This is a genomic window from Duganella sp. Root1480D1 (genome assembly GCF_001427305.1).
GTDB lineage: Bacteria > Pseudomonadota > Gammaproteobacteria > Burkholderiales > Burkholderiaceae_D > Rugamonas.
In genome coordinates, this window is the sequence record NZ_LMFZ01000012.1 from 383220 (window position 1) to 406574 (window position 23355).

Consider the following 23355-nt stretch of genomic DNA (forward strand, 5'->3'; position numbering starts at 1 on the left):
ATTATCAGGTCCAGCCTACTTCGAGGTAAGCTCTTTGCGCAACGAGGGACTCGCAACTTCTTCGAGCTCTCGGAATGCTGTCGACAACCGGTCGATAAGCGCGCCGGATGCGCCGTGTCCCTCGAAAAAACCGCGCCACTGCTGAACCTGGTGCACGATGGTGGCCATTACCATCACGGCGTCCTGTCGTTCGAGGTCGAAGCGCGCGTAGGCAGACAACGCGTTGTCCAACGTAGCAAGCTTTCCCTGCAACCCCACCTCCAGGTGCAAAAAACGCTCATAAGCTACGCCCGGACGCGGCACTACGTCGTAGAGGGGACTCAAGCGCCAACCCGCCAGCCGGGGGTCTCGCACGAAGCCATGATTGCGCAGATGGTCGTCGTCGTTGCTCACCAAGATGTTGAAGACCATTCTAGCGAACAGCTCACGGGTGTTCTGTCGAATCACCGAAGGGTGCGCGCGCTGGCGCACTGCAGCCGCGATGTCTGCATATCCTTTGGTGCGGGACTCCATTTCGTCGCATGCCACCATCGTCAGCGAGCTGGCGAAAGGCAAACGCAGTTCATGGCCGGTATCGGCGCTGGGCAGCGTGGTGTGCAGGCTCAAAGCCTCGGGGAGGCTCTCGGGGCCAGCTCCCAGCTGCGCCTCGGAAACCCAGTACCTGTCGAACCGGCGGACGAGCAAACAGCTTTTGCCGCCCAGATCGGTCACCGAGGTGGCGGGCACAGTCATGCCGCAGGCTTCTGCCAGGCGCAGCGTCGCATGCTCGGCACGAGCGACGTCGAAGGTGTCGCTGCGACTTGCGAACTTGGCCAGCCACATCAATCCTTCCGGATCGCGGACCGTCGCTTTCGGACGCGCGCCGCCGGCGCCCGGGCTTGAGCCGAACAGATCGGTCAGGCGACTCGGTATCGGCTCACCCAGCTCGATGCGCTCAGTGGCCTCCAGCAAGTACGGAAGGGACTGCACACCGGAGACTCCCTTGGATACTTCTGCCGTCAGGCTCTCGCGCACGTCCAGCGCCCCCACACGGTCGCTACCTGCCTCGAGGAGGTATGTCGACTCGAGCAGACTGTTTGCAGGCACTTTGAATTTCGCCTCGATGACCCGGCGCCCCCAAGCATCAGGGGCAGCGTCGCGCAGGCCTCCAAATAGCGGCAGCCCGTTAATCGGAACCAACTCTTTGTGACGAACGAGATTCTTGTCTGCCAAGCTCAAGCTGACTGGGTCAACCTCGACGGCGTGCGGACGATCCAGGTAGCGCGTGCCGTAAGCGAACTTCGACGCCTCGACGCCCTGTGGTGTCTCGGTGAGCGTCAGAATGCCCGCTGGGACAAAGCCGCCAGGCAGATTGGCAAAAGTGTAGAGCTCTTTTGGCATCAGCTCAATACGGTTACTTGAAGGGTCATGTTAGAAGTCCAGCTTGTCGCGTTCTGCTGCACTCAATTCACGCACACGCTGTCGTTTCTCGGAAGCCTCCAAGGCAAGTAGCGACGGGTCTTTCCCCTCCAAAAGCTGCTGCAGAGTCATACCGGGCGCGACGGCACCCAGATAGCGCAGCACCTGTCCCAACGTCCGCCCCGGGTCGCCATGCTCGATCTTTCGGGCAGTGGGCCTGGAGAGGCCTGCGCGCACGGCAGCGTCTTCCTGGCGAACGCGACGGGCTAGACGCAGACGGGACAACCGCTTCCCCAAAAGCCGGGTCTGCGCGAGTTCGGACTCCGACAGCAGGAGGGTCTCTTCCTTTTTCATGGCAACAAAAAATGCCTTTACGGCGATAATGAAAATGATTGTTTCCATATTATGCCCGTTAACGATCAACGTCAAGGAAACGATCTTTTCCACTGCGACCTTAATGGAAACGATTGTTATCATCCCAAGGGCACGCATCCCCTTGCCCCTCGGTTGTAAATATATTACGATCCTTACCGAGAAGGCTTAGGACGGGCTTCCTTCTAACTTCCGATTCAGTTCGTCCGCTTCCCTTCTCCCCGAATTCCATGATCTTCACCGCCTCCCACGCCATTCTCCTGCGCAGGCAAGGCTTGCTGTTTGTTGAAGCAGGCACTGCGACCCTCCCCAGCAACTTCATCGAAGCGTTCGAGATCAACCTCGCGAAGCTGGGGTATGCGGTTTCCACGCGCTTGCGCCAACGCCTGCAAACCATTTCCACCGAAGCCCTGACCATGCTGCAGGCGCAGGCCTGGGGCGTTTTGGCGGAAAGCCTGGGCGGGCATCGGGCACACGTGCCGCTGTACCGCAGCTTCCCGGACGACGTTCCGGCTGATACCTTCGGCTTATGGCAGCAACGGGTGCTGTCCCACTTCATGCAAGCGGAAGGCCAGCCTTGCCTGCATTGCGGGCTGACGGGAACCACTCACGTGCTGAATCCCTGCATGCACGTGGTGTGCGACCAGTGTTTTGATGGAAGTAATTACTCCGCATGCCCTATCTGCGAACGGCAGGTTGACCAGCAATCTGCCTTCTTCAAGCCTGCGCCGGACAGGGGCGCGCCGAAGGAAAACGTCACGCTCAAGTTGCTGGACCTGGGCACGTCCGCCGAACAGGCCGCACGTCAGTTATTCGTCGCCTTCTGCCAGCGCACGCAAGCCATGTCGCCGGTGGATGTTGCGGACTTGTCGGCCATCGTCACCGAATACGGCGCCGCAATCCTGTCCTCGCTGCCGGCCGCGATTCCGGTGCGCGAAAACATCGCTCACGTTTTCGGCACGCTGCTGCGTCAATGCGGCCCTGCTGTCGCCTTGCCGGCCGCTGCGCCTTACATGAACACCGCGACCGACGTGTTGCGCTTGATCGCCAGTTATTCGAGCGCGGACCCCAGCCTTCTGCCGCAGACAGTTTTGCGCGATTTCTCACTCGCGGAGGCGAGACAGAAGAAGCATTATCGCGAGCTGTATGCGCATAGCTATTACGACAGGCTGAAGTCCCTCAAGCTGCCGGTCGAAATCTACCGCTTCAAGATGGCGAAGCTTGGGCGCCCGCTGCGTCGCGCCTTGCTGGAGTTCATGGAGAGCCTCTCGCCAGAATCGATGACCGACGACATGCTGCGCCATCGCCCGTATTGGGTCTGGCTCGGCGAGTTCCTGCATCCAGCCGAATACAAGCAGCGTTTTCCAAATGTGGCGCGCGCCTTCGAGATCGTGCGACGAAAGGCGCCGGATGGCAGCCGTGCCCCGGCCTGGCTGACTTACTACGGCAAGCTGGAAGCCGCCATCAATCTCAGTGACGCCGGCAGCATGACAGCCTTGCTGCTGCAGCGTCCAGGTGAATTGGCCAGGCGGTTCGATCACGCGCTGCGCATTGCAGGCAACGACGAACCGGCTGTCGAAGTCCTGCTGGCGGGCTTTGAACGCTGCGCGCCCAAATTTTCAACGCCGGTTCTGTTAACGTTGCTTGCCTTGCTTCCGACGCGCGGAACGCGGGCCAGATCGCGCGTGTACTGGCCGAAAGGCTCCGTCGTCAACGGCATATTTGCACGTGACAAGCGGCCGGTCCTTGCACCGGCAACGATCGCACGCAGCGCCGCAATCGTCGAGCGTGAATTGCTCGCGCGGTTTGAAAGCAAGTCCGGTGTCGGCGATTTCATCATCGACTCGGCGCTGAAAACCGTCATGGTTCCGTTCAACGAACGAACTGCCTCGCCAGCGGCAATCCAGCTGCCGCGCGGCTCGACCATCGATGTTGCGCCTGAGAAGACCATACGTCTCTTCCTTCACTGGTGCGAACCGGAGAAGACGCACTTCGATACAGACCTGGATTTGTCGGTCGGGTTCTACGACGCGCAGTGGCAGCACGTCGGCGTCTGCTCTTATTACCAGCGCGTGCTCCAGGGCCAGTTTGGCCAGGTTGCAGTCAGCTCCGGCGATTTGACCAGTGCGCCCTTCCCCAATGGCGCGTCAGAGTTCATCGACATGGACTGCGCGATGGCCGAAAAGCATGGCATCCGCTATGCCGTAGCTGTCGTGAACAATTACTCCGGCCAGGCGTTCGAGCAACTGGAGCATGCATTTGTCGGCATGATGCTGCGTGGCGATACCCAGGGCCAGCATTTCGATCCACGCACGGTCGAAATGAAATTCAACCTGCAGGGTGCCGACGGTATTTTCATGCCCATGGTGATAGACCTGGAAAAGAAGTCGCTGCACTGGCTGGATGTCTACTCGCGAGGAAAACTGGAATTCAACAACGTGGCCAGTTCCAGCACCGCGATTACCGCTATCTGCCCGACGATGATCGAATATTTTGCCAGCGGAGTGCGGGCAAATATGTTCGACCTCGCCTTGCTGCACGCGGCAGCGCGGGCAAATCGCGTGCTGATTCGCGGGAAGGAGAATATCGCTATCGAGCGCGTGGTCGGTGAATCAAACATTCAATTCCTGCTACGCTTGCGGGCAGGCGATGGCGCCGAGGCGGCGGCTTTCGATCTGCGCGGCGACAGGCCGGTAATGGCTGCATTGCTGGCCGGCGATATGGTGCTGCCGCAGGACGCGACAGCCTATGTGTTAAAGCCCGGCGCCATCGGAGGCACGATGTCCGCGAGCGATTTCCTGTCTTGAAGAGTTGGAAGCATTTCCTGCCTACGCCTGGATGCCGAACGCGAGCTGTTGTCGGCACGCGACCGCCTGGCGCAAGCGCAGTCCGATGCAGCGGTTTCGCTGGTCGTGGTCTACAAGGCGCTGGCCGGTGGCTGGGGCGGGCCCTGACCACAGGCCAGTCACTATCGGCTGATTTCGACTGCGCCGCCGGCCATATCAGGCAATAGGACGGCCTTGGGCGGCTCATCGGCCGTCCATCCGTGAACGTAGAGCGCCAGGCCGGTCCACCACGGCTTCCAGCTTCCCTCGCGCTGTTCGAACAGTAACTTCAGCCCCGATGGCGATTCCTCGCAGCGGATGCGCTGACGCAGGAAGCTGCCGCGCTGGTACGCCATGCTGATGCCATCATCGGCATAGATGTCCCCGTGGCAGTCGGTGCCAGGATAAACGTGCAACTCCAGCCGCCCTTCAGGCACGAAAGCGGTGCTTTGAACCAGCGGCTGCTTCGGGATGATCGCACCGGGCCTTACATAGACCGGCAACTGCGCGATATCCGGCCTCACTAGTTGGCTCTTTCCGTCCAGGCGCTGGCCCGTCCAGTAGTCGTACCAGCCCTTGCCGGGCAGTTCCACGTTGTAGTCTCCCGGCGATTCCAGCGTCGGCGATGGGGCCACGAGCAGGTCGCTGCCCACCATGAACTGGTCTTCCGAGCCGCCAAGCCTGTCGCCATTCGCCAGCACCGAGGGGAAATTGAGGAAGACGGGCCGCAGCAGCGGAATGCCACTACGGCTGTTCTCCTCGGCCGCGGCGTACAGGTAAGGCATCAGGCGGTAGCGCTCGGAAATGAAACGCCGGCGGATCTCCACGTGCGGCTCATCGCCGACCCAAGGCTCCTGGTCGGGCCGCCCGGTTTCGGCATGGGCGCGGAACAGCGGCATGAAGGCGCCAAGCTGGAACCAGCGCGTCAACAGTTCCGGCGACGGGCGTTCGCCGGCGTAACCGCCAACGTCGTTGCCGGCATTTGAAAAGCCGCTCAGGCCAAGATTGAGCAGCTGCTGCACGCCCATCTTGAGGTGCTGCCAGCTGGAGACGTTATCGCCGGTCCAGGTCGCGGCATAGCGCTGGCCGCCAGCGTAAGTTGCGCGGGTCAGCACGAAGGGTCGCGCATCGGGCTGCAGCCGCGTCAGGCCTTCGTAGGTGGCTCGCGAGTTGAGCTGGCCGTAGACATTATGCATCTCTGCGTGAGAAGCGCTCCGTGGCGCGAAGTCGTCGCTTTCGATCCGGTGTAAAACATCAAGCGGCATGGTCCTGGTGGGCACGTTGAAGATCGACGGCTCATTCATGTCGTTCCAGAAGCCCGCCACGCCATCGCCCAAGAATCCAGTGTAAAGCTCCCCCCACCAGCGGCGGGCCTGGGCGCGGCTGAAGTCCGGGAACACCGCCGCGCCAGGCCACACATCACCGGAGTAATACTGGCCGCCCGGGAGCTTCAGGAACACATCCTGGGCTGCGCCGCTGTCATATGCTGCGTAACCCTCGCCAGGCGCTTTGGCGATGTGCGGGTCGGTGATCAATACCAGGCGGATGCCCTGCCCGCGCAGGTCGCCGGCAAGCTTTCGCACATCGGGAAAGGCCGCTCGGTTGACGGTGAAGGGGCGCGAACGGTCCTGGTAATCGATGTCCATGTAGATCAGGTCGGACGGCAGGCGCTCGCTGCGCAGGCGCTGCGCGACAGCGCGCACTTCGGCGTCGCTTTTGTAACTCCACTTGGATTGCTGGAAGCCAAGCGCCCACTGCGGCATCAGCGGCGCACTGCCGGTCAGGTGCGCATACTGTCGCAGCACATCTTTCGGAGCGGGACCGGCCATCACATAGTAGTCAACCGGGCCGCCTACGCCGCTGATTGACAGCACGCCACGTTCGGTCTTGCCGAAATCGAAATTGCTGCGCCATGTGTTGTCGAAGAACAGGCCATAAGCCTGGCCGCGGTCGCTCACCGCCATGAAGAACGGGATCGTTTTATAGAGCGGATCGGTCGCCTGCGTGAACTTGTAGGTATCCGAATTCCACATGGTGTAGACGCCACCTTTGCGGTCGAAGGTACCGGTCTTGTCGCCCAAACCGAAAATATGGTCATCGCCACTCATGCGCCCGCGCAGGCGGAAACTGCCTTCCGAAGACAGAGCGCTCCGGCCTGAAAGATCAGCGAGCAGCAGCTTGCCGCCGCCATCCAGCACATCCGCCCGCAAGGTGCGCAAGTCGATGCGTGCACCGATATCCGTTGCGCCCACTTGCACCGTTTCGCCGTTGCGCGTGATTTTCAACGGCAGCCGGGCGGCGCGAGTAGCGGAAGGAACCGCCCAGGACGCGTCTTCCGGCAATTTTCCCCGCCCCATGCGGATGCGCACGATACCGCTGGCCGGTGCGCTGACTTCAAGCACTACGCCGCCGCGCGACAGCAGCATGCGGTCAACGGTTTCCGCGTGCAGCGTGCTTGCCGCACACAGTGCGAGCGCAGCCAGGAACTTACTGGGCCGCATACATGGAGGAATACTTCACGCCGAAGTAGAGGATGAAGGCATAGCAGGCGGCCGGCAGTATGAACGATGCCTGCACGCCGATCGCGTCGGCCAGTGCGCCTTGTGCGAATGGCACCAGCGCCCCGCCGACAATTGCCATGCACAGGATGCCCGAACCCTGCCCGGTGTACTTGCCAAGGCCGTGCAGCGCCATGCTGAAAATAGTCGGGAACATGATCGAGTTGCACAAGCCAACCGCCAGAATGGCCCACATCGCCACGCTGCCCTTGCCGAAAGTGGCCGCTAGCACCAGGCCGATTGCCAGCAGCGAATTGACAGCCAGCGTCTTGCCCGGGCTGGCAACGCGCATCACCACAAAGCCGATGAAACGGCCAACCATGGCACCACCCCAGTAAATGCTGACATAGTGTGCCGCATCTGCATGCGCCAGGCCTGCGATCTGCGATTCGCCGAGGAAGTTGATCAGGAAACTGCCAATACTGACTTCAGCGCCAACGTACAGGAAGATGCCGATTGCGCCCAGCACCAGGTGGCGATGGGCCCAGGCCGATCCATGGCCTTCGCCTGCCAGCGATACGTCTTCACTATCTGCGATCTGCGGCAGCCTGGCGACGAAGAACAGCACGGCCAGCAGCGCCAGTGCGCCAGCCAGCGCCAGGTAGGGTCCACGCACGGTGGCCGCCGAACCGGCGGCGACGCCCGCCGTTGACAGGATCAGGAATCCGCCCAGGGAGGGACCGATCGTGGTGCCGAGGGAATTGAAGGCCTGCGTCAGGTTCAGGCGGCTGGATGCGGTACGCGGCGGGCCGAGCATGGTGACATACGGATTAGCGGCGACCTGCAGCACAGTGATGCCCGAAGCCAGCACGAAGAACGCCAGCAGGAACAAACCATAGCCGCCAAACGAGGCCGGATAGAACAACACGCAGCCACCGGCCGCTATCAACAGGCCGGTGACAGCGCCTTTCTGGTAACCGATACGGCGGATCAGGGCGCCCGCCGGCATCGACACGATGAAGTAGGCGCCGAAGAAGCAAAGCTGCACCAGCATCGCCTGGAAGTAGGACAGCGTGTAAATCGCCTTCAGGTGCGGGATCAGCACGTCGTTCAGCGAGGTAATCAAACCCCACATGAAGAACAGCAGTGTGACGATGACCAGCGCGCTGGTGTTTGTTCCGTTCTGCGCGCCGCCTGCCGCCTGCGGCGGTGCGGCGGGCGTGGTGTTAGGTGCCGTGGATGCCATGCTTGTCTCCTTGATTTTTATAGTTACATGCCTGCGGGTGGACGCGGCAGGTCGCGGCCCTGCGTGCCCCAGCCAGCCGTATCAGCTTTCGGCGCCAGCTTGAACGACAGGGTACCAGCACCCTGCAGTTGTTCCCAATCCAGCCACACGCGCGACAGTGGGCGGCCGGCCCACTGCACCGACTGCACGAAGCGCCGCTCGCCCGGTTTGGCCTCCGGCGCTTCGATGCGCAAGGTGCGGCCCTGCGGCAGGTCGATCTCGGCGCGTGCAAAGCGCGGCGCATGCAACAAGAAGCGGCCGCTGCCCGGCGCGTCCGGATACAGGCCCAGTGCGCTGAACAGGTACCAGGCCGACATCGCACCCAGGTCGTCGTTGCCGGTCACACCGCCCGGGCCGTTGCCGAACAGGGTTTCGGCCGCACGCAGCACAGTGGTAGTCTTCCACGGCTGCCCCATCAGGGTGTACATCCATGGCGTGTGCAGGTCCGGTTCGTTGTTCGGGTTATAGCGGAATTGGCTGTAGTAGCTGTAAGCGCCAACCACCCAGGACTTGCGCACGGCCGACGGGTCGGCCAGCACGGCGTCGTAATCGAAGAACTGGTCAAGGCGCTGCAGGGCTTTGGCCTGGCCACCCATGGCCGCTGCCAGGCCTGGAACGTCCTGCGGCACCAGCCATTGGTACTGCCAGGCCGTGCCCTCATGGAAGCCGCGTTCGGCGCGCGGGTCATAGCTGCCGTTTAAGTCGGTGAACCAGCTTCCGTCCAATACGCGTGGGCGCGGGAAGCCGCGCTGCCCGGTCGGCGCATCGATCACCGACGGATCCCACACCTTGCGCCAGTTGAGGGCGCGCTGTTCAAGCAACCGGGCGTCCTTCGGTTGGCCAAGCGCCTTCGCCATGATCGCCAATGAGCTGTCGGCCAGCGCATATTCCAGCGTCGCCGAAGCGCCGTGGTGCGGGTCGATGTCCATGCCTTTGGCGACGAAGCCGCGGTCATACTGGACGAAGCCCTTTTCAAGGTAGTTTGGATTGCCGGCCCGGCCTTCGGCGCGGATGCGCGACGGCGGCACGCCAAAGGCATTTTCACGCAACGCGGCGTAGGCCTCGCGTTCGCGGCCTTTCAGTGCACCGAAGCGCCACAGGTCGACCAGGAATGGCGTAACCGGGTCGCCGGTCATCACGTTGCTGTCGAAATTGGCGTAGCCCCAGCGCGGCAGCCAGCCACCCTGCTCGCGGATCTTCAGCACCGAATTGGCGATGTCGCGCGAGCGCTGCGGACGCAGCAGGGCAAGCAGCTGGTTTTGCGCGCGGTAGGTATCCCACAGCGAGAAGAACTCATAGTAGGTCCAGTCCTTGGCGGTGTGCAGGGCATCGTCATAGCCGCGATAGCGGCCATCGGCATCGCTGCCGGTCAAAGGTTGCAGCAACGCGTGGTACAGGGCGGTGTAGAACACGGTGCGGTCGTCGGTGCTGCCGCCGTCGATACGCACGCTGCCCAGTTCCTTCTGCCATGCCGCCTGTGCTTTTTCGCGCATTGCGTCGAAGGTGAGCGGCTTGCCGCCCGCCATGCCCTCGGCCTTTAGGTTGATGCGCGCGCCTTCTGCGTCGACGTGCGAAATGGCGCTGACCGCTGTCACGGCCGGGCCGTTTTTGAGCTCAAAGGTGAGCCAGACGCCATGGGGACGGCTGTCGCCTTGCTGGCTTGGTCCCTTGACGCCCGGCCAGCCGCCGCGGTCATCCCAGATGCCGCTGGCGACGAAGGGCTGGTCGAACACCATGCGGAACCAGGTGGTGTACTGTGCGCCGCCGCAGAAGCTCTTCGTAACAATCTTGCCTTCCACGCTGCGGTCATCCACTACCCGCACCTCGCTGCCGACTACCGAATGGCGTTCATTGGCCTGGCCCAGATTAAGCAGCACGTGGCCGCTGGCGGTACCATGAGCAAACGTATAGCGCTCGGCGGCGGCGCGGGTCAGCGCGGTCGCCTCGGCCCTGATGCCGCCATAGCTGGTGAGCTGCACCTTGTAGTAGCCGGCCTGCCCAACCTCGCCTTCATGGCTGTAGTCAGCGGCGTAGTGCTTGTAGTTGAAGCTCCCCGCCTTCTTGGTGTCGAAATCGCCGCCGGGACCAATGCTGCCGGTGACCGGCAACACCGAGAGCTGGCCGCCCTGCTCCCAGCAACCTGCGCCGGACAGGAAGGAGTGTCCGAAACCGCGAATGCGGGCATCGCTGTAGTGCCAGCCGGCATAGTGCTCGCCGGTCGGGCTGACCTGGATCATGCCAAAGGGGGCCGAAGCACCGGGAAAGGTATTGCCCTCGTCCTGGGTGCCGATGAAGGTATTGACCGGCATATCGGCCGGCGCCGCCGCCAGCGGCAGCGTAAATGCTGCCAGCAGGACGGAGCAAAGGGTCAGGCGGAATGCTTTCATTACGAGGCATCTCCTTCGAGTAATTCGAATAGCTGTTGCATTGCTGCGGGCGGTGGCGGAGTGGCGCCGGACTGCAGGCAAGCTGCGGAGCCGGCCGCCAGCGCCGCGTGCAGGTGGGACTGCAGCGAACGGCCCGGATGGCGCGCAAGGCTGTGCAGCAGGCCGGCCACGCTGGCGTCGCCCGCGCCGACCGTGTCGACCACTGCGACTGCCGGCGCGCGCGCATCGGCACGCTGGTCGCCATGGAATAGGCTCGCGCCCTGACCGCCGCGCGTCAGCAGGCAGAAGGCGGATGGCGCCGCGGCGCGCAACTGCCGCAGCGCTTCGTCCAGCGGAACGCCGGGAAACAGGCCGCGCAAGTCGTCGTCCGAAACCTTGATCACGTCGGCCAATTCCGCCATGCTGCGCAGGGTTGGCGCGTAGCGTTCATCCATCAGGTTGCGATAGTTCGGGTCGTAGCTGATGGCCACGCCCTGCTCTTTCAGCTTCTCCGCCAGCGCAACCAGGTTCGATGCCAGCGGTTCGCGCGCCAGGCTGATGCCGCCGAAGTGGGCCCAGCGCAGGTCCCGCGACCAGTATTCCGGCAGTACATCCGGATCGAAATGCAGGTCGGCGCTATCGTCGCCGATAAAGAAGTAGCGCGGCGGCTCGCCCTGTTCCACAATCGCCAGCAGCGGCGATCGTTCAACGCGCTGCAGCAGGCGCAAGTCCAGCCCTACCGCCTCGCTGGCGGCCCACAGGGCGTCGCCGAATCGATCGCGGCTGATGGCACCGGCGAACGCGGTGCGTTCGCCCAGCACGGCCAGGGCACGCGCCACATTCCATACCGAGCCGCCGACGCGGCTGACCCAGCGCTCGTCGCCTTGGTAGATCATGTCGGTGAGCGCCTCGCCGGCGCACAACATCAATGGTGCGTCATGCATGATCGGCCGCCCCCAGCGCCGCCACGATGTCGTAGCAGGCGCCCATGGTGTGGTAGTCCACTTTGCCGGCCGGGCTCTTTTCGTCGCTCAGCTTGCGGTTATCGCCGGACAGGATGCGGTACCAGGCGCCGTGTTCGTGGTCCACCAGATGAGTCCAGCTATAGGCCCACAGGCGTTCGTACCACTCCCAGTACTCGGCATTGCCGGTACGCTTGGCCAGCATGGCAGCGGCCGCCGTGCTCTCGGCCTGTACCCAGAAATACTTGTGCGGGTCGCAAATCGCAAGGTCCGGCGCCAGCGAGTACGCCAGGCCGCCGTGCACAGCATCCCATCCTTTGTTCACCGCAGTCTGGAACAGGCGTTCTGCGGTCGGCAGCAGCCAGTCCAGGTCCTTGTTCAGCACAGCGCCGCGCGCCTCCAGTTGCAGCAGCAGCTTGGCCCACTCAGTGAAGTGGCCGGGCTGATAACCCCATGGGCGGAACAGGTTTTCCGGATCGTCGATATTGAAGCGCCAGTCCGGCTGCCAGTTTGCATCATAGTGCTCCCAGATCAAGCCGCCGCAACGGGAGGCCTGACGCTGGGTGATGTTGTAGGCGACGGTATACGCTCGCTCCAGGTAGTGCAGTTCGCCGGTGGCCTGGTGCGCCGCCAGCAGCGCTTCGCAAGCGTGCATATTGGCGTTCTGGCCGCGGTAGTCCGAAAGCACGCTCCAGTCCTGGCTCGCTTCATCGGCGTACAAGCCGTCTTGCTCGTTCCAGAAGCGCTTTTCCATCAGCTCGAAAGTCTCGCCGATCCAGGGGCGCGCCTCTGCCAGCCCCGCCATCGTGGCGTGGGAATATGCGAGCAGAACGAAGGCCTGGCCATAGGCGTGCTGGGTACCGTCTTCCACTTCACGGCCGTTCAACATCCAGGCATAACCATTGCCCGACGCGTCGCGGTGCACATCGCGCAGGAAGCGCAATGCGTGACGCGCGCCGTCCAGGTAGGCCGGGTCGTGGAAATGACGGTAGGCCATGGAATAGGTAAACACGAAGCGCGTGCTGCTGACCAGGTGCCGATGCTGGGCGTCATAGACGGTGCCGTCGTCCTTGAAGTAGTGGTAAAGGCCGCCGGCCGGATCGATCGCGCGCGGATGGTAAAAACGCATGGTGTGGCGCGCGTGTGCGAGCAGGACGTCCGGGTTGCGGAAATTCGGGAGATTGGTCATGTTAGGCCTGGTGGGTATGCTAGTCATCGCAACTGCTTTCGCGCACGATCAATTCGACTGGCATGGTTATCTGGGAGGAGTCTTCTTCCGGTTTTTGAAGCAGTAATTCAATCCCCGCCCGTCCCAGGTCTTCCTTGTCGACGTGGATGGTACTGAGCGGGGGAATGGCAGCGGCAGCGCTGCTGATATCGTCGAAGCCGACAATCGCGATGTCATGCGGGATCTTCATGCCCTCGTTCAGGCAATGCTTCATGGCGATCAGCGCCGTGCTGTCGTTGTAACAGAACAGGGCGTCGGGCCGCTTCGGAAGGCTAAGCAGGCTGCGCATGGCTTCCACCACGGCCTCGTCGCCCTCGCCCATGGTGGGAACGATAACTTCCAGGTCCGGGTCGGCGAACACCTTGGCATCGAACAGCGCCTGGCGGAAGCCTCGGTTGCGCTGCTGGATACTGTAGTGGGCCAGGGAGCCGGACATCATGGCGATGCGCTTGCGGCCGCAGCGCAGCAGGTGCTGGGTGGCCAGGTAGCCGCCGCGCACATTGTCAGGATTGATCGAGGTGAAGCCGCGACGGTGCATGTCCACCAGCACGATAGGCTTGCCGGACTGCTGCAGGGCCGCCAGCACTTCCGGCTCGAAGAAGCCAGCGCACAGGATGGCGTCCGGCTGGTGCACGCGGATCAAGCCCTGCACCGGCTCGGCCGGTCCCACTGCGATAAAGGACAGGGCAATGCCTTCGCGCCGGCAGGCCGCCTCGGCGCCGTGCAGGACCGGGGAATAGAACTGGCTCGAAGCCAGCGTGTTGTGCTGGCTGTGCAACAGGAAGGCGATGCGGCGGATGCGCCCTTTCTTGAGCTGCCCGAAGTCATAGCCCATTTTTTCGGCGGCCTGGCGCACCTGATTGCGGGTGACCTCGGTCATGCCGGCCTGGTTTTTCAGTGCGCGCGAGACGGTGCCGATCGACAGCCCGGTGGCTTCGGCAATGTCGCGCAGGGTTACCTGGCTCAAGGCAGTACCCCGGGGCGAGAGATCGTGTGCATGAAGGGTCTCCAAAATTCGGTTTATTAAACGCCTATTCTGGCGTTTTCCAGGGCCGGGCAGAAATGCTTTTTCTCGCGCCTGATATAGGTAAGTTTTATATCAGCCGGCTTTTGCGGGCGTCAACAAAAGCAGTAAAAACCACGGTCTTTTAGCTTGTTTTAGTAAACACGCACCTCACCAGCCAAGGTACGCAAGCGCAAGGAATTGCGCAGTGTCGCCAGACTGGCTTTAGACGCAATGTACAAGCTCACTGCTTCGCCAGGCAGCAGCGTTATTGCGTTATCGGCAATCTCGGCATCAGCGTCGCCGAAATCGATCCACAGGGCGCGCGCGAGCGTCGCAGCACGCAGTGCCAGCACAAAGCCGGTGCCGTCACGGCGCAGCGCGGCATGCAGGCCGGGATCTGTCCAGCGCATATCCTTCGCGGCCTTGAAATAGACCACGCGGCGCGAGGCCGGTTCACCCTCTGTTTGCAAGTCGAATACCGCGACCGTCGATGCGGGATCGGCGCTGCCCAACAAATCCGCGTCGCTAAAGCTGGCCAGCCGGACAGCCGACAGGGGCGCAATGTCGACCGGCTTGCGCTCGTCGCGCAGCAGCTTGCCGTCGAGCGTCATCAGCCGCATTCGCAACTCCCCGCGCACCGGGTGACTGCGATCGTTGAGCAGGCTGAGAGCAGTCTTTCCTTCCGCGTCCCGCAGCGCGGCCACTGCAACGGGCGCATAAAAACGGCGCGCATGGAACTGCAGCGCCTTCCAGCGGCCGAACCAGTCCACGCTCGACCAGGAAGCGCCCGGCCATACGTCGTTAAGCTGCCAGTACAACGAGCCCATGGTGTAGGGCCGGCTGGCGCGGTGATGCAAAGCCGCCAATTCGATGCCTTCGGCCTGCGCGGCCTGGCTAAGGTAGACGAAATTTTCAAAGTCCTTCGGCAGGCCAAATTCGTACTCCACATACTTCATCAGGCGTTCATTGCCCTTCCCGGCCAGGAACTTCTGGTGGGCTTCGATGACGGGCGTGGCGATTCCTTGCTCGCCGCGCCTGGCGAAGGCGTCGATGCTGCGCTGCACCGGCCACGCCTGAAGGCCATATTCGGACATGAAGCGCGGCGTGATGCCCAGGTATTTTGAAGGCGGATGGGCCGGATTGCCCCACACTTCCCAGTAGTGCATGTCGCCACTGCTTGGCGTATTGGCCGCTTCGGCCAGGTCGTCGCTGGGCGAACTGGCCCAGTAGGCGATGCCGCCGCCCTCCTCCGCCACGACCTTGCGCAGCTCAGTACCGAAAAGCTGCACATATCCGTTCCAGACCTTGGCGGCGAACGTTGGATCGGCATCCATCATCTCCTTGCCGGCCCCCCAGTACTTCCAGGCGATTTCTTCCTCGTTATTGCCGCACCACAGGACCAGGCTCGGATGGTTGCGCAGGCGCCGCACATTGTCGCGCGCTTCAGCGGCGACATTGGCGCGGAAGGCATCGTCATAGGCTGGCGGCATGCCGCCGCCGAACATGAAGTCCTGCCACACCAGCAGGCCAAGTTCGTCAGCCAGGTCAAAGAAATCGTCGCTCTCGTAGTAACCGCCGCCCCAACTGCGCAGGAAGTTCATGTTGGCATCGCGCGCCGATTGCAGGACGCGGCGTAATTGCGCCTTGCTCACGCGCGGCTGGAACATATCGAACGGAATGCTGTTCGCCCCCTTGGCGAACACCGGAATGCCGTTAACCTCGAAATAAAAGCTCTTGCCCTTGTCGTCCGGTTCGCGGCGCAAGGCGACGCTGCGCAAGCCGGTACGCGCGCTGGCTTTGGCCACGGTCACCTTGCCGTCACTGATTTCGACCTCGAAGCGGTACAAGGGCTGTGCGCCATAGCCGTTCGGGAACCAGCGCTGCGGACTCTCGATGCGCACGGGAAGTTCGATACGATTTTCACCTGCGCGCATCTCAACACGGCGCAGTGCAGCCAGCGAGCGCTTGCCGCCCGGTGCAGTCTGCCACAGGCGCAGGTCGAACGTGCCATTACGCACGGCATCGGCCGAGACGACGGCGGCGATATCGGCGCGTGCTTCATCCACGCGATCCTGGCGCAGTTGCAGGTTGTCGATGCGCACGGCATCCCAGCTCTCCAGCACGACCGGTTTCCAGATGCCGGCGGTAACGTAGCGCGGCCCCCAATCCCAACCATAGTGATAGCCTGGCTTGCGGGCAAAGTTGCCGGTCATCGCGTCCGGCGGTTCGTCGCCATACGGCGAGGGATAGTTGCCTGCCAATTTGCGCGGCATGGCTCGCACCGCAGGCAGCAGCCTGGCGATCGGCGAACGCAGCACGATGCGCAGCTCATTGCCTTTGGTGCGCAGCTTGCCTTTCACCGGAATGCGCCAGGTACGGAAAGCGTTATCAGCGTCGGTCAGCTTTTCGCCATTCAGCCACACCTCCGCGAAGGTATCCAGGCCTTCAAACACCAGGTCATTGCGGGCGGCCTGGCGCGGCGCATCGAAGCGCGTGCGGTATTCCCAATCAGCGAGCCCGATCCATTGCAAGCCGGCTTCCGGCGCGCCAACGTAGGGATCGGGGATCAGCTTGTTCGCAAACAGGTCGGTATGCACAGTGCCAGGAACTCTCGCTGCATGCCAGGGCAGGGCTTCGGGATGCGCAGCCAATTGCGCGTTGCCGGGCACGAGCCTGAATGTCCAGCCTTGGTCGATGACGGCGCGGTTCGGCGTGGCAGCTGTCGCAACTGCGGCAACCACTGTCAGGAACAGGCCAAGCAGCAGGGCCACCAGGGAACGCCAGTACAGGTGCGTGCTCATGGCGCGCTCGCCTTCCAATGGCGCTCAATCCACTCCTGGTGGGTCGGCATGGCGGCAACCGCGCTTGCCAGCATCGCGCGCATGCTTTCGACCACGTCGACCAGTTTTTCCTCTGGCATGTCGTCCACGATCGGGTGGTAGCTTTGCGGAACAATGCGCTGGCCCAGCATCACCTGCACCCAGCTTGGCAACGCGAAGAAGTCTTCGCCATTGCGGAAGTAGCGGCCATCGTAGCGGAATAATTCGATTGCCTCGTGCAGGCTCTCCGGAATCGGCATGGTGCGGCAATAGTCCCAGAACGGCGAGTCGTTGCGCTCCGTGGCGTTGTAATGCAGGATCAGGAAGTCGCGCACCCGTTCATATTCGAATACGGACTCGCGGTTGAAGCGTTCCGCCAGCAAAGGGTTGAAGTCGCGTTTAGGGAATAGTCCCAGCAATCGGGTGATGCCGGATTGCGCCAGGTAGATGCTGGTGGATTCAAGAGGCTCGAGGAATCCGCTGGCCAGCCCAAGCGCCACCACATTCTTGTTCCAGAACTTCTTGCGCATGCCGGTGGTGAAGCGCAGTGCGCGCGGCTCTGCCAGCGCCTTGCCGTCCAGGTTCGCCAGCAAGGTCGCGGCGGCCTCGTCGTCGCTGATATGCCGGCTCGAATAGACGTAGCCATTGCCGGTGCGGTGCTGGAGCGGGATGCGCCACTGCCAGCCCGCCGTGCGCGCGGTGGAGCGCGTGTACGGCGCGATCGGCGTTACGCCCTCGCACGGCACCGCCATGGCGCGGTCGCACGGGAGCCAGTGGCTCCAGTCCACATAGCCGGTTTTCAGTGTCTGCTCGATCAACAGCCCGCGGAATCCCGAACAATCGATGAACAACTCACCATCGACAACCTGCCCGCTTTCCAGCGTCACCGATTCGATAAAGCCGTCGTCGGCGCGCTGGTTCACACCGACGATCTTGCCCTCGATTCGCTGGACCCCGCGCTGCTCGCCCAGTTCGCGCAGGAAGCGCGCATACAGGCTGGCGTCGAAGTGGTAGGCATAGGCGATGTCGGCCAGCGGAGAGCCGGGCGACGCGTTGCGGTCGCAGGGTGCGAACTTGCCCTGCGGCGCCATCACGGTCTGCGGCGAGTATTCGCCAATCGGCGCCGCGCGCCCGGATTGATACAGCTTGAGCCAGAACTGGTGGAAAGGCAGCGGCCCGACCGAGCGGCCGATAGTGCCGAAGCCGTGGATATAGCTGTCGCCGAGGCGGCTCCAATCCTTGAATTCAATACCGAGTTTGATCGTGCCCTGCGTCCGCTTGATGAATTCGGCCTCGTCGATGCCGAGCATTTGCCCGTTGAACAGCCGGATATGCGGAACGCTTGCTTCGCCCACGCCGACGATGCCGATTTCCTCGGACTCGATCAGGCGCACCGAAGCCCCCTTGCCAAGATAGGTGGCCAAAGCGGCAGCGGCCATCCAGCCCGCGCTCCCGCCACCGACGATTGTGATCTTGCTGATTCGGTTGTGCTGGTTCATTGCGGCACCCAAAACAGGAAAAAACCTCCCCAGCCGCGAGGCGTGGGGAGGAAGGAGGGAAGCATCAGAACTTGTAGTTCAGGCCAAAGTAGGCAATGCGGCCGGCATAACCGTTGGAATAGAAGCGGTCCTTGGTGTCGTTACCCAAGTGGGAGCGCGTTTCTTCCTTGGTCAGGTTCAGCACCGAAGCGGTCAGGCTCAGCTCCTTGGTGATGTTGTAGGCCACGTTCAAGTCCACCTGGTAGTACGGCTCCTCATACACGTTCAAGCCGTTTTCCAGGCCATCCACCACTTCGCCGCGACGATTGTACGAAGCGCGCGCCAGGAACTTGTCGGTTTCGTAGAACACGGTCAAGTTCATCTGGTTTTTGGCGCTGCCCACCAGAGGGGATTCGCCAATCTTGGTGCCATCCGCCATGGTGATATCGGCCTGGTTGGTCTTGTTATAGGTGTAGTTGAACTGGAAGCCGAGGCCCATGTCCAGGGTATGCTGTGCGTACAGTTCAACGCCTTTCGACACACCATCACGGCCGCCCGCGCTGGTGGAGTAACGCTGCACGGTCACATTCTGGCCGCCGACGTTCATGGTCACGTCGCGCACCACAGGCACGGCGAAGTTGCTGACGTTCTTGCGGAACAAGTCGATGCCGAGCACCGAGCCGCGGTGGAAGTACCACTCCAGGCCCAGGTCGAACTGCTTGGCCTTGTACGGTTCGAGCTGCTTGTTGCTGCCGGCGCCGAACCAGCCCTGCTGGTCGCCACCGCCGATCAGGCGGCGGTCGTTGACGTATTCCTGGCTGTAATACTGCAGCCCGCCCGGCGAGGCAATGTCGTTGTAGCTGGGGCGCGAGATCACCTTGGACGCGGCCGCGCGCAGCAGCAGGTCCTTGGTCAGGTCATAGGCCAGGTTGAAGCTTGGCAGCACGTCGTTATAGGTGCGATCGAGCGAACTGACCACGAACGACGATTCGCGCGCCATGCTGTCCGGCAGCCTGGTGAAGCCGCTGGTGCAACCCGAACCGGCCGGTGCGCCGGCCGCAGGCAAACCGCCCGCCAAGCAAGGTGCCGGGTTGCCATTGGCGCCGTTGTAGAAGTAGTCGTTGTAGCTTTCCACCTGGTCGGTCGAATCGGCATGCTGCCTGGTGCGCACCAGGCGCAGGCCGACGTTGCCGCGCAGGCGCTCCGTCTTCACATTGGCTTGCAGGTAGGTGGAGGCAATCTTCTCGTCGACGTTGTAGACGAAGTTGTCTTCGTTACGGGTCTGCATCTGGCCATAGCTCTGGTTCAGGAAGGAGATGTAGGCCGGATAGTTAATCGCCGGGAAGGCGCTGGCATTGATGCCGCCTGCCAGGTTGCCCAGCGAGCCGCCATACAGGAACTGGGGCTGGAACTTGTTTGCAGTCGGATCGCAGCCGGCCTGGTAGCGCTTGTCGTAGTCGGACGGATCGGCGCCTTTGCAGACCCAGTAGTTGTTGCCGGTGGCGCGGTGGGTGCCGCCATTGCGATACTTGGCGCCGAATTGCAGCGAATCGAGCCAGTTGCTTTCGGAGTGCCAGGTCATGTCGGCCTGGACGTACTTCTGCTGGGTGCTGTTCTTGGTCCACGATGACGAAGTGGAACCGAGGTCGATTTCACCGATGCCCTTGCCCAGGTTGGCCATCAACTCCGGCGAGAACACCATGGTCGGGGTGCCGACCGTGTTCCAGGAGCTGGCGTAGTTACCGAGAGTCCAGCTGCCGTCCGCGTTCTGCAGGCGCGGCTTGATCGGCATCGTCATCTGCATTTGCGGGCCGCCGCTGGCCCAGGTACGGCCAAACTTAAAGATGCCATCCAGCGACTGGCCGCGCCATTCGGCTTCAAAGTCGGCAGTCTGCGACAGCGATTTCTCCTGGTTGTAGCTGCCGGTGATCTGCGGCGTCGGGATGGTGCAATCGTCCGGCCCCCAACCGCCAGGCTGCTTGCCGGCCGCTGCGGCTTGCGCCTCGCTGCAATAGTAAGCCTTGCCCGGATGGACGCTGTACTGCGCGCCGGTGACCAGGGTGCCGCTGCGGTCGAAGGTCAGGCCATCCAGCATGCGCCCGCCCGGCCAGTTGCCGTCGCCGCTGTAGCGAGCCAGGTTCCACTCCGGAACCTTCAGGATATTGGTCTGCGAATTCTGCTTCAGGTCGAAGCGGAAGTAATTGGCGGTCAGGGTCAGGTTGCGTACCGGCTTGAACTGCATGGTCAACTGGCCGCCCTTGCGTTCACGCTCTTCGCTCTTCACGTTCAGGTTGACCGACGTCGGCATCATGAAGTTGGTGTAGTACTTGCCGTTCTGGTCGTAGAAGCCGGACTGCCCCCACCAGTATGAGCTAAGGTCTGAAGGCTTGCCATTGACGTCGGTGGCGGGATGAGCATCGTAATCGTCGCCATACCACTGCCAGTTTTCAGTGCTGGCGCTCATCGTGCGGGTGGTGCGCTTCTGGCTGGTCAAGCCGACCAGGATGCCGAAGCGGTTGTCGTCATCGTGCCAGGCGTATTGGCCGGAGAACTGTCCGTCGGTCTTCTTGGTGGTGTCTGCCCAGGTACCCTCCGCGGAAACGAAGCCGGAGCCGGATTTCACTTCCAGTGGGCGGCGGGTATGCAGGATCACGGTGCCGCCAACGCCGCCTTCATCGATGCGCGCTTCCGGCGTCTTGAACAGCTCCGCGCTGGACAGCATGTTCGACGGCAGCAGCGTGTAGTTGAACGAACGAGATGGGTCGCCATTGGATTCCGCCGTGGCGATGTAGTTGCCGTTCAACTGGGTCAGGGTCAGTTCCGACGACAGGCCGCGCACGCTGACGTTCTTGCCTTCGCCGCCGCTGCGGGTCACTACCACGCCCGGCACGCGTTGCAGCGCATCGGCGACGTTCTTGTCAGGGAATTTGCCGATGTCTTCGGCGGTGATCACTTCAACGATCGAGTTGGCGTCGCGTTTCTGGTCGAGGCTTTTCTCGATCGCATAACGGTAACCGGTGACGACCACGGTATTCGGGTCGGCCTTCTGGTCGGGCGCCTGCTGGGTGGACGCGGTTTGTGCCTGGGCGCTGGCAAGGGAAAGCAGTGCCACGCTCACCGCCATGGCGATGGGCGTTGCGCGGCAGCCGCGCTGCCGTGAAGCGAGATGGGTTCTGAACGTCATGCGTGTCTCCTGGTTATGCCCGATGACGGGCTTTATATCGCGGTAGCAAGCCTCGAATCATCGATTTACTAAACGACGATGATGCCGTTGCACATCGATGGGATCGCGTCCACTCAAGGAGAATTCTTACAAAAGAGGCTATGGCACTTCAACAAACTTTCAAAGTTTGAATGAAGTTTAGTTTTGATTAGTAAACAAGAGTGCGGCGGATTTGCGACAGTGGCTTTTCGCCCTGGAGCGATGCCGGCGGCTATTTGTTTAGTGTGGAAGTATTTTCGGAAAACTGCAGGTAGCCCCACCGGCCCGGCACATGCATGTCGATCAGGCCCTGCGGCGACCACACCCAGTTGTCTTCCTTCGGCTGGCCGGCAGTCCATTCCACGCGGCTGAAATTGATGCGCCAGGTGGTCCCGTGCCCAGGAAGCGGCACTGCCTGGCGCGAAGCGAAAGCACGCAGGGGATAGGCGATTTCCACGGTCCAGCCCTGGTCCTTGTCGGCCGGCTGGTTCAGGGTTCCCTGCACGGCGATGGCGGTTTTCAGGCCTTCGATGTCCCAACTATTGTCCGGCTGCCCATCCTCGTTGTAGGGCTTGGGCAGGAACAGGTCCCAGCCCGTATTGAGGGCGTTGATCTCGAATTCGTAATAGCTTTTGGTGTCCGGCAGCGGCTTGATGAAGACCTCGAAATCGTTGTCCTTGAAGATCACGGAATCGCGCTGCGTCAGCGTGGCTTTCACCTCCGGCTCTTCGAGTTCGGCGGCGATGTAGAGGAATTGCTCGTCCCACAGCATTTTCACGCGCGTGCGGAACTTCGGGCGCGGCTTGCTGTCGCCTTCGATGTCGACGAAATCGGAAGTCCACGGCGCGTTCCGCCAGGCAGGGTCGTCCAGCTTTCCATCGATACGGATCGGGCCCGCAGCCCGCAGGCATTCATAGGCCAGCGGCGCGGACTCCCCGGCTGCGGTTGGAACGGCGCCAGCCAGCATGGCCCCAAATACGATAGCAAATGCCTTCATCAAAGTGCCCTCCCTGGATGGTCAAAACTTATATCAAGGAGACAAGGCCGGTTCAACTGGCCTGGCGAAATTCGGCCACTCTTTAGTGAACTTTAGTAAACTGGGAATGTCCGTCCCGTCTTCCTGGTGTCCTCGTGCCTATCATCCAACCGCCATTTGCCGATATCGACATCCGCAGCTACGGCCAGCAGTGGATGGCAGACCGCCATGCGTTCGCCCAGCTGGTACTACCTTTATCGGGCGCAGTGGATCTTGAAGTCGAAGGCAAGGGCGACCGGCTGACTCCCTTGAAAGGCGCCGTCGTCGTGGCCGGGGCTTGGCATTCGCAGCATAGCGCCGTCGACAACCGCTCGCTGATCGTTGACGTCGACCAGGCTGCGATGAACCATCCCGCCTGGGAATGCCTGGCGCAGCGGCCGTTCGCCGGCATCAGTCCCGCCGCGCGCAAGCTGGTCGAGTTCATGCAGCTTTCCATCGCCGGGAATGCAGTCCCAGGGGCGCTGCTTCGCGGCTGGGTGCCGCTGCTGCTGGATACGCTCATGCTGCAACCGCCACGCCTGCAATCGCGCCTGGCGGCCCTGCTGGCGCACGCCGAAGCACATCTTGCGCTGCCGTGGACGACCGAATCGATGGCGCAATATGCACGCATGAGCGTGAGCCGCCTGCATGCCCTGTTCCAGGACGAACTGGCAAGCAGCCCGCGCGCCTGGCTGCTGTCAAGGCGCCTCAATCGCGCCTGCGAACTGTTGCGCCATTCCGGCCAGCCGATTGCGGATATCGCGCTGGCTACCGGCTTTGGCGACCAGAGCGCCCTCACACGCGCCATGCGCATGCATCTCGACACCACGCCGGCCGCCTATCGCCGCCTGGGACAGGAGCCTGCGACAAAAATCCGGTAGACCGCGCCAAGACCTTTGCC

14 protein-coding genes are annotated in these 23355 nt (G+C 62.3%); 2 read left to right on the forward strand and 12 right to left on the reverse strand.

Annotated features, from left to right (window positions below):
• Positions 1–15: 15 nt before the first annotated feature.
• Positions 16–1380, reverse strand: a complete 1365-nt coding sequence (locus ASD58_RS14155) for a type II toxin-antitoxin system HipA family toxin (RefSeq protein WP_057261797.1) — start codon at positions 1378–1380, stop codon at positions 16–18.
• A 30-nt stretch (positions 1381–1410) separates the two neighbouring features.
• On the reverse strand, positions 1411–1845 hold the full coding sequence (locus ASD58_RS14160; RefSeq protein WP_229209979.1) for a helix-turn-helix domain-containing protein: 435 nt from the start codon (positions 1843–1845) through the stop codon (positions 1411–1413).
• Between the two features lie 155 nt (positions 1846–2000).
• Here ASD58_RS14160 and ASD58_RS14165 point away from each other — a divergent pair, with 155 nt between their 5' ends.
• Positions 2001–4577, forward strand: a complete 2577-nt coding sequence (locus ASD58_RS14165; protein ID WP_057261798.1) for an MXAN_6230/SCO0854 family RING domain-containing protein — start codon at positions 2001–2003, stop codon at positions 4575–4577.
• Positions 4578–4738: 161 nt separating this feature from the next.
• Here the strand turns inward: ASD58_RS14165 and ASD58_RS14170 are convergent, their stop codons facing one another.
• The 10 genes from ASD58_RS14170 to ASD58_RS14215 all read right to left on the reverse strand — a co-directional run bounded on the left by ASD58_RS14170 (position 4739) and on the right by ASD58_RS14215 (position 22436).
• Positions 4739–7096 (reverse strand): TIM-barrel domain-containing protein, encoded by a 2358-nt coding sequence (locus ASD58_RS14170; RefSeq protein ID WP_057261799.1) that lies wholly within the window; start codon positions 7094–7096, stop codon positions 4739–4741.
• Positions 7083–8339, reverse strand: a complete 1257-nt coding sequence (locus ASD58_RS14175) for a sugar MFS transporter (protein WP_057261800.1) — start codon at positions 8337–8339, stop codon at positions 7083–7085. Before ASD58_RS14175 ends, ASD58_RS14170 begins: the two co-directional genes overlap by 14 nt.
• Before the next feature lie 23 nt (positions 8340–8362).
• Entirely contained in the window at positions 8363–10765 is a 2403-nt protein-coding gene (locus ASD58_RS14180) for a GH92 family glycosyl hydrolase (RefSeq protein ID WP_057261801.1), read from the reverse strand.
• Positions 10765–11688: a carbohydrate kinase gene (locus ASD58_RS14185; protein WP_057261802.1), complete on the reverse strand. Its 924-nt coding sequence runs from the start codon at positions 11686–11688 to the stop codon at positions 10765–10767. The genes ASD58_RS14180 and ASD58_RS14185 overlap by 1 nt, the downstream gene beginning before the upstream one ends.
• A complete protein-coding gene (locus ASD58_RS14190; protein ID WP_057261803.1) occupies positions 11681–12895 on the reverse strand; it encodes an AGE family epimerase/isomerase in 1215 nt (404 codons plus the stop codon). Before ASD58_RS14190 ends, ASD58_RS14185 begins: the two co-directional genes overlap by 8 nt.
• Before the next feature lie 19 nt (positions 12896–12914).
• Positions 12915–13901 (reverse strand): LacI family DNA-binding transcriptional regulator, encoded by a 987-nt coding sequence (locus ASD58_RS14195; protein ID WP_057261804.1) that lies wholly within the window; start codon positions 13899–13901, stop codon positions 12915–12917.
• Positions 13902–14092: 191 nt separating this feature from the next.
• A complete protein-coding gene (locus ASD58_RS14200) occupies positions 14093–16741 on the reverse strand; it encodes a glycoside hydrolase family 2 protein (protein WP_057262098.1) in 2649 nt (882 codons plus the stop codon).
• Positions 16738–18258, reverse strand: coding sequence for a tryptophan halogenase family protein (locus ASD58_RS14205; RefSeq protein WP_057261805.1), 1521 nt, complete (start codon positions 18256–18258; stop codon positions 16738–16740). The genes ASD58_RS14200 and ASD58_RS14205 overlap by 4 nt, the downstream gene beginning before the upstream one ends.
• A gap of 64 nt (positions 18259–18322) precedes the next feature.
• Positions 18323–21421: a TonB-dependent receptor gene (locus ASD58_RS14210; protein WP_200951606.1), complete on the reverse strand. Its 3099-nt coding sequence runs from the start codon at positions 21419–21421 to the stop codon at positions 18323–18325.
• Positions 21422–21671: 250 nt separating this feature from the next.
• Positions 21672–22436 carry a carbohydrate-binding family 9-like protein gene (locus ASD58_RS14215; protein WP_057261806.1) on the reverse strand — a complete coding sequence of 255 codons (765 nt, stop codon included), beginning with the start codon at positions 22434–22436 and terminating at the stop codon, positions 21672–21674.
• 134 nt (positions 22437–22570) lie between these two features.
• Here ASD58_RS14215 and ASD58_RS14220 point away from each other — a divergent pair, with 134 nt between their 5' ends.
• Complete coding sequence (locus tag ASD58_RS14220) at positions 22571–23335, forward strand: AraC family transcriptional regulator (RefSeq protein ID WP_229209980.1); 765 nt, start codon at positions 22571–22573, stop codon at positions 23333–23335.
• Positions 23336–23355: the final 20 nt, after the last annotated feature.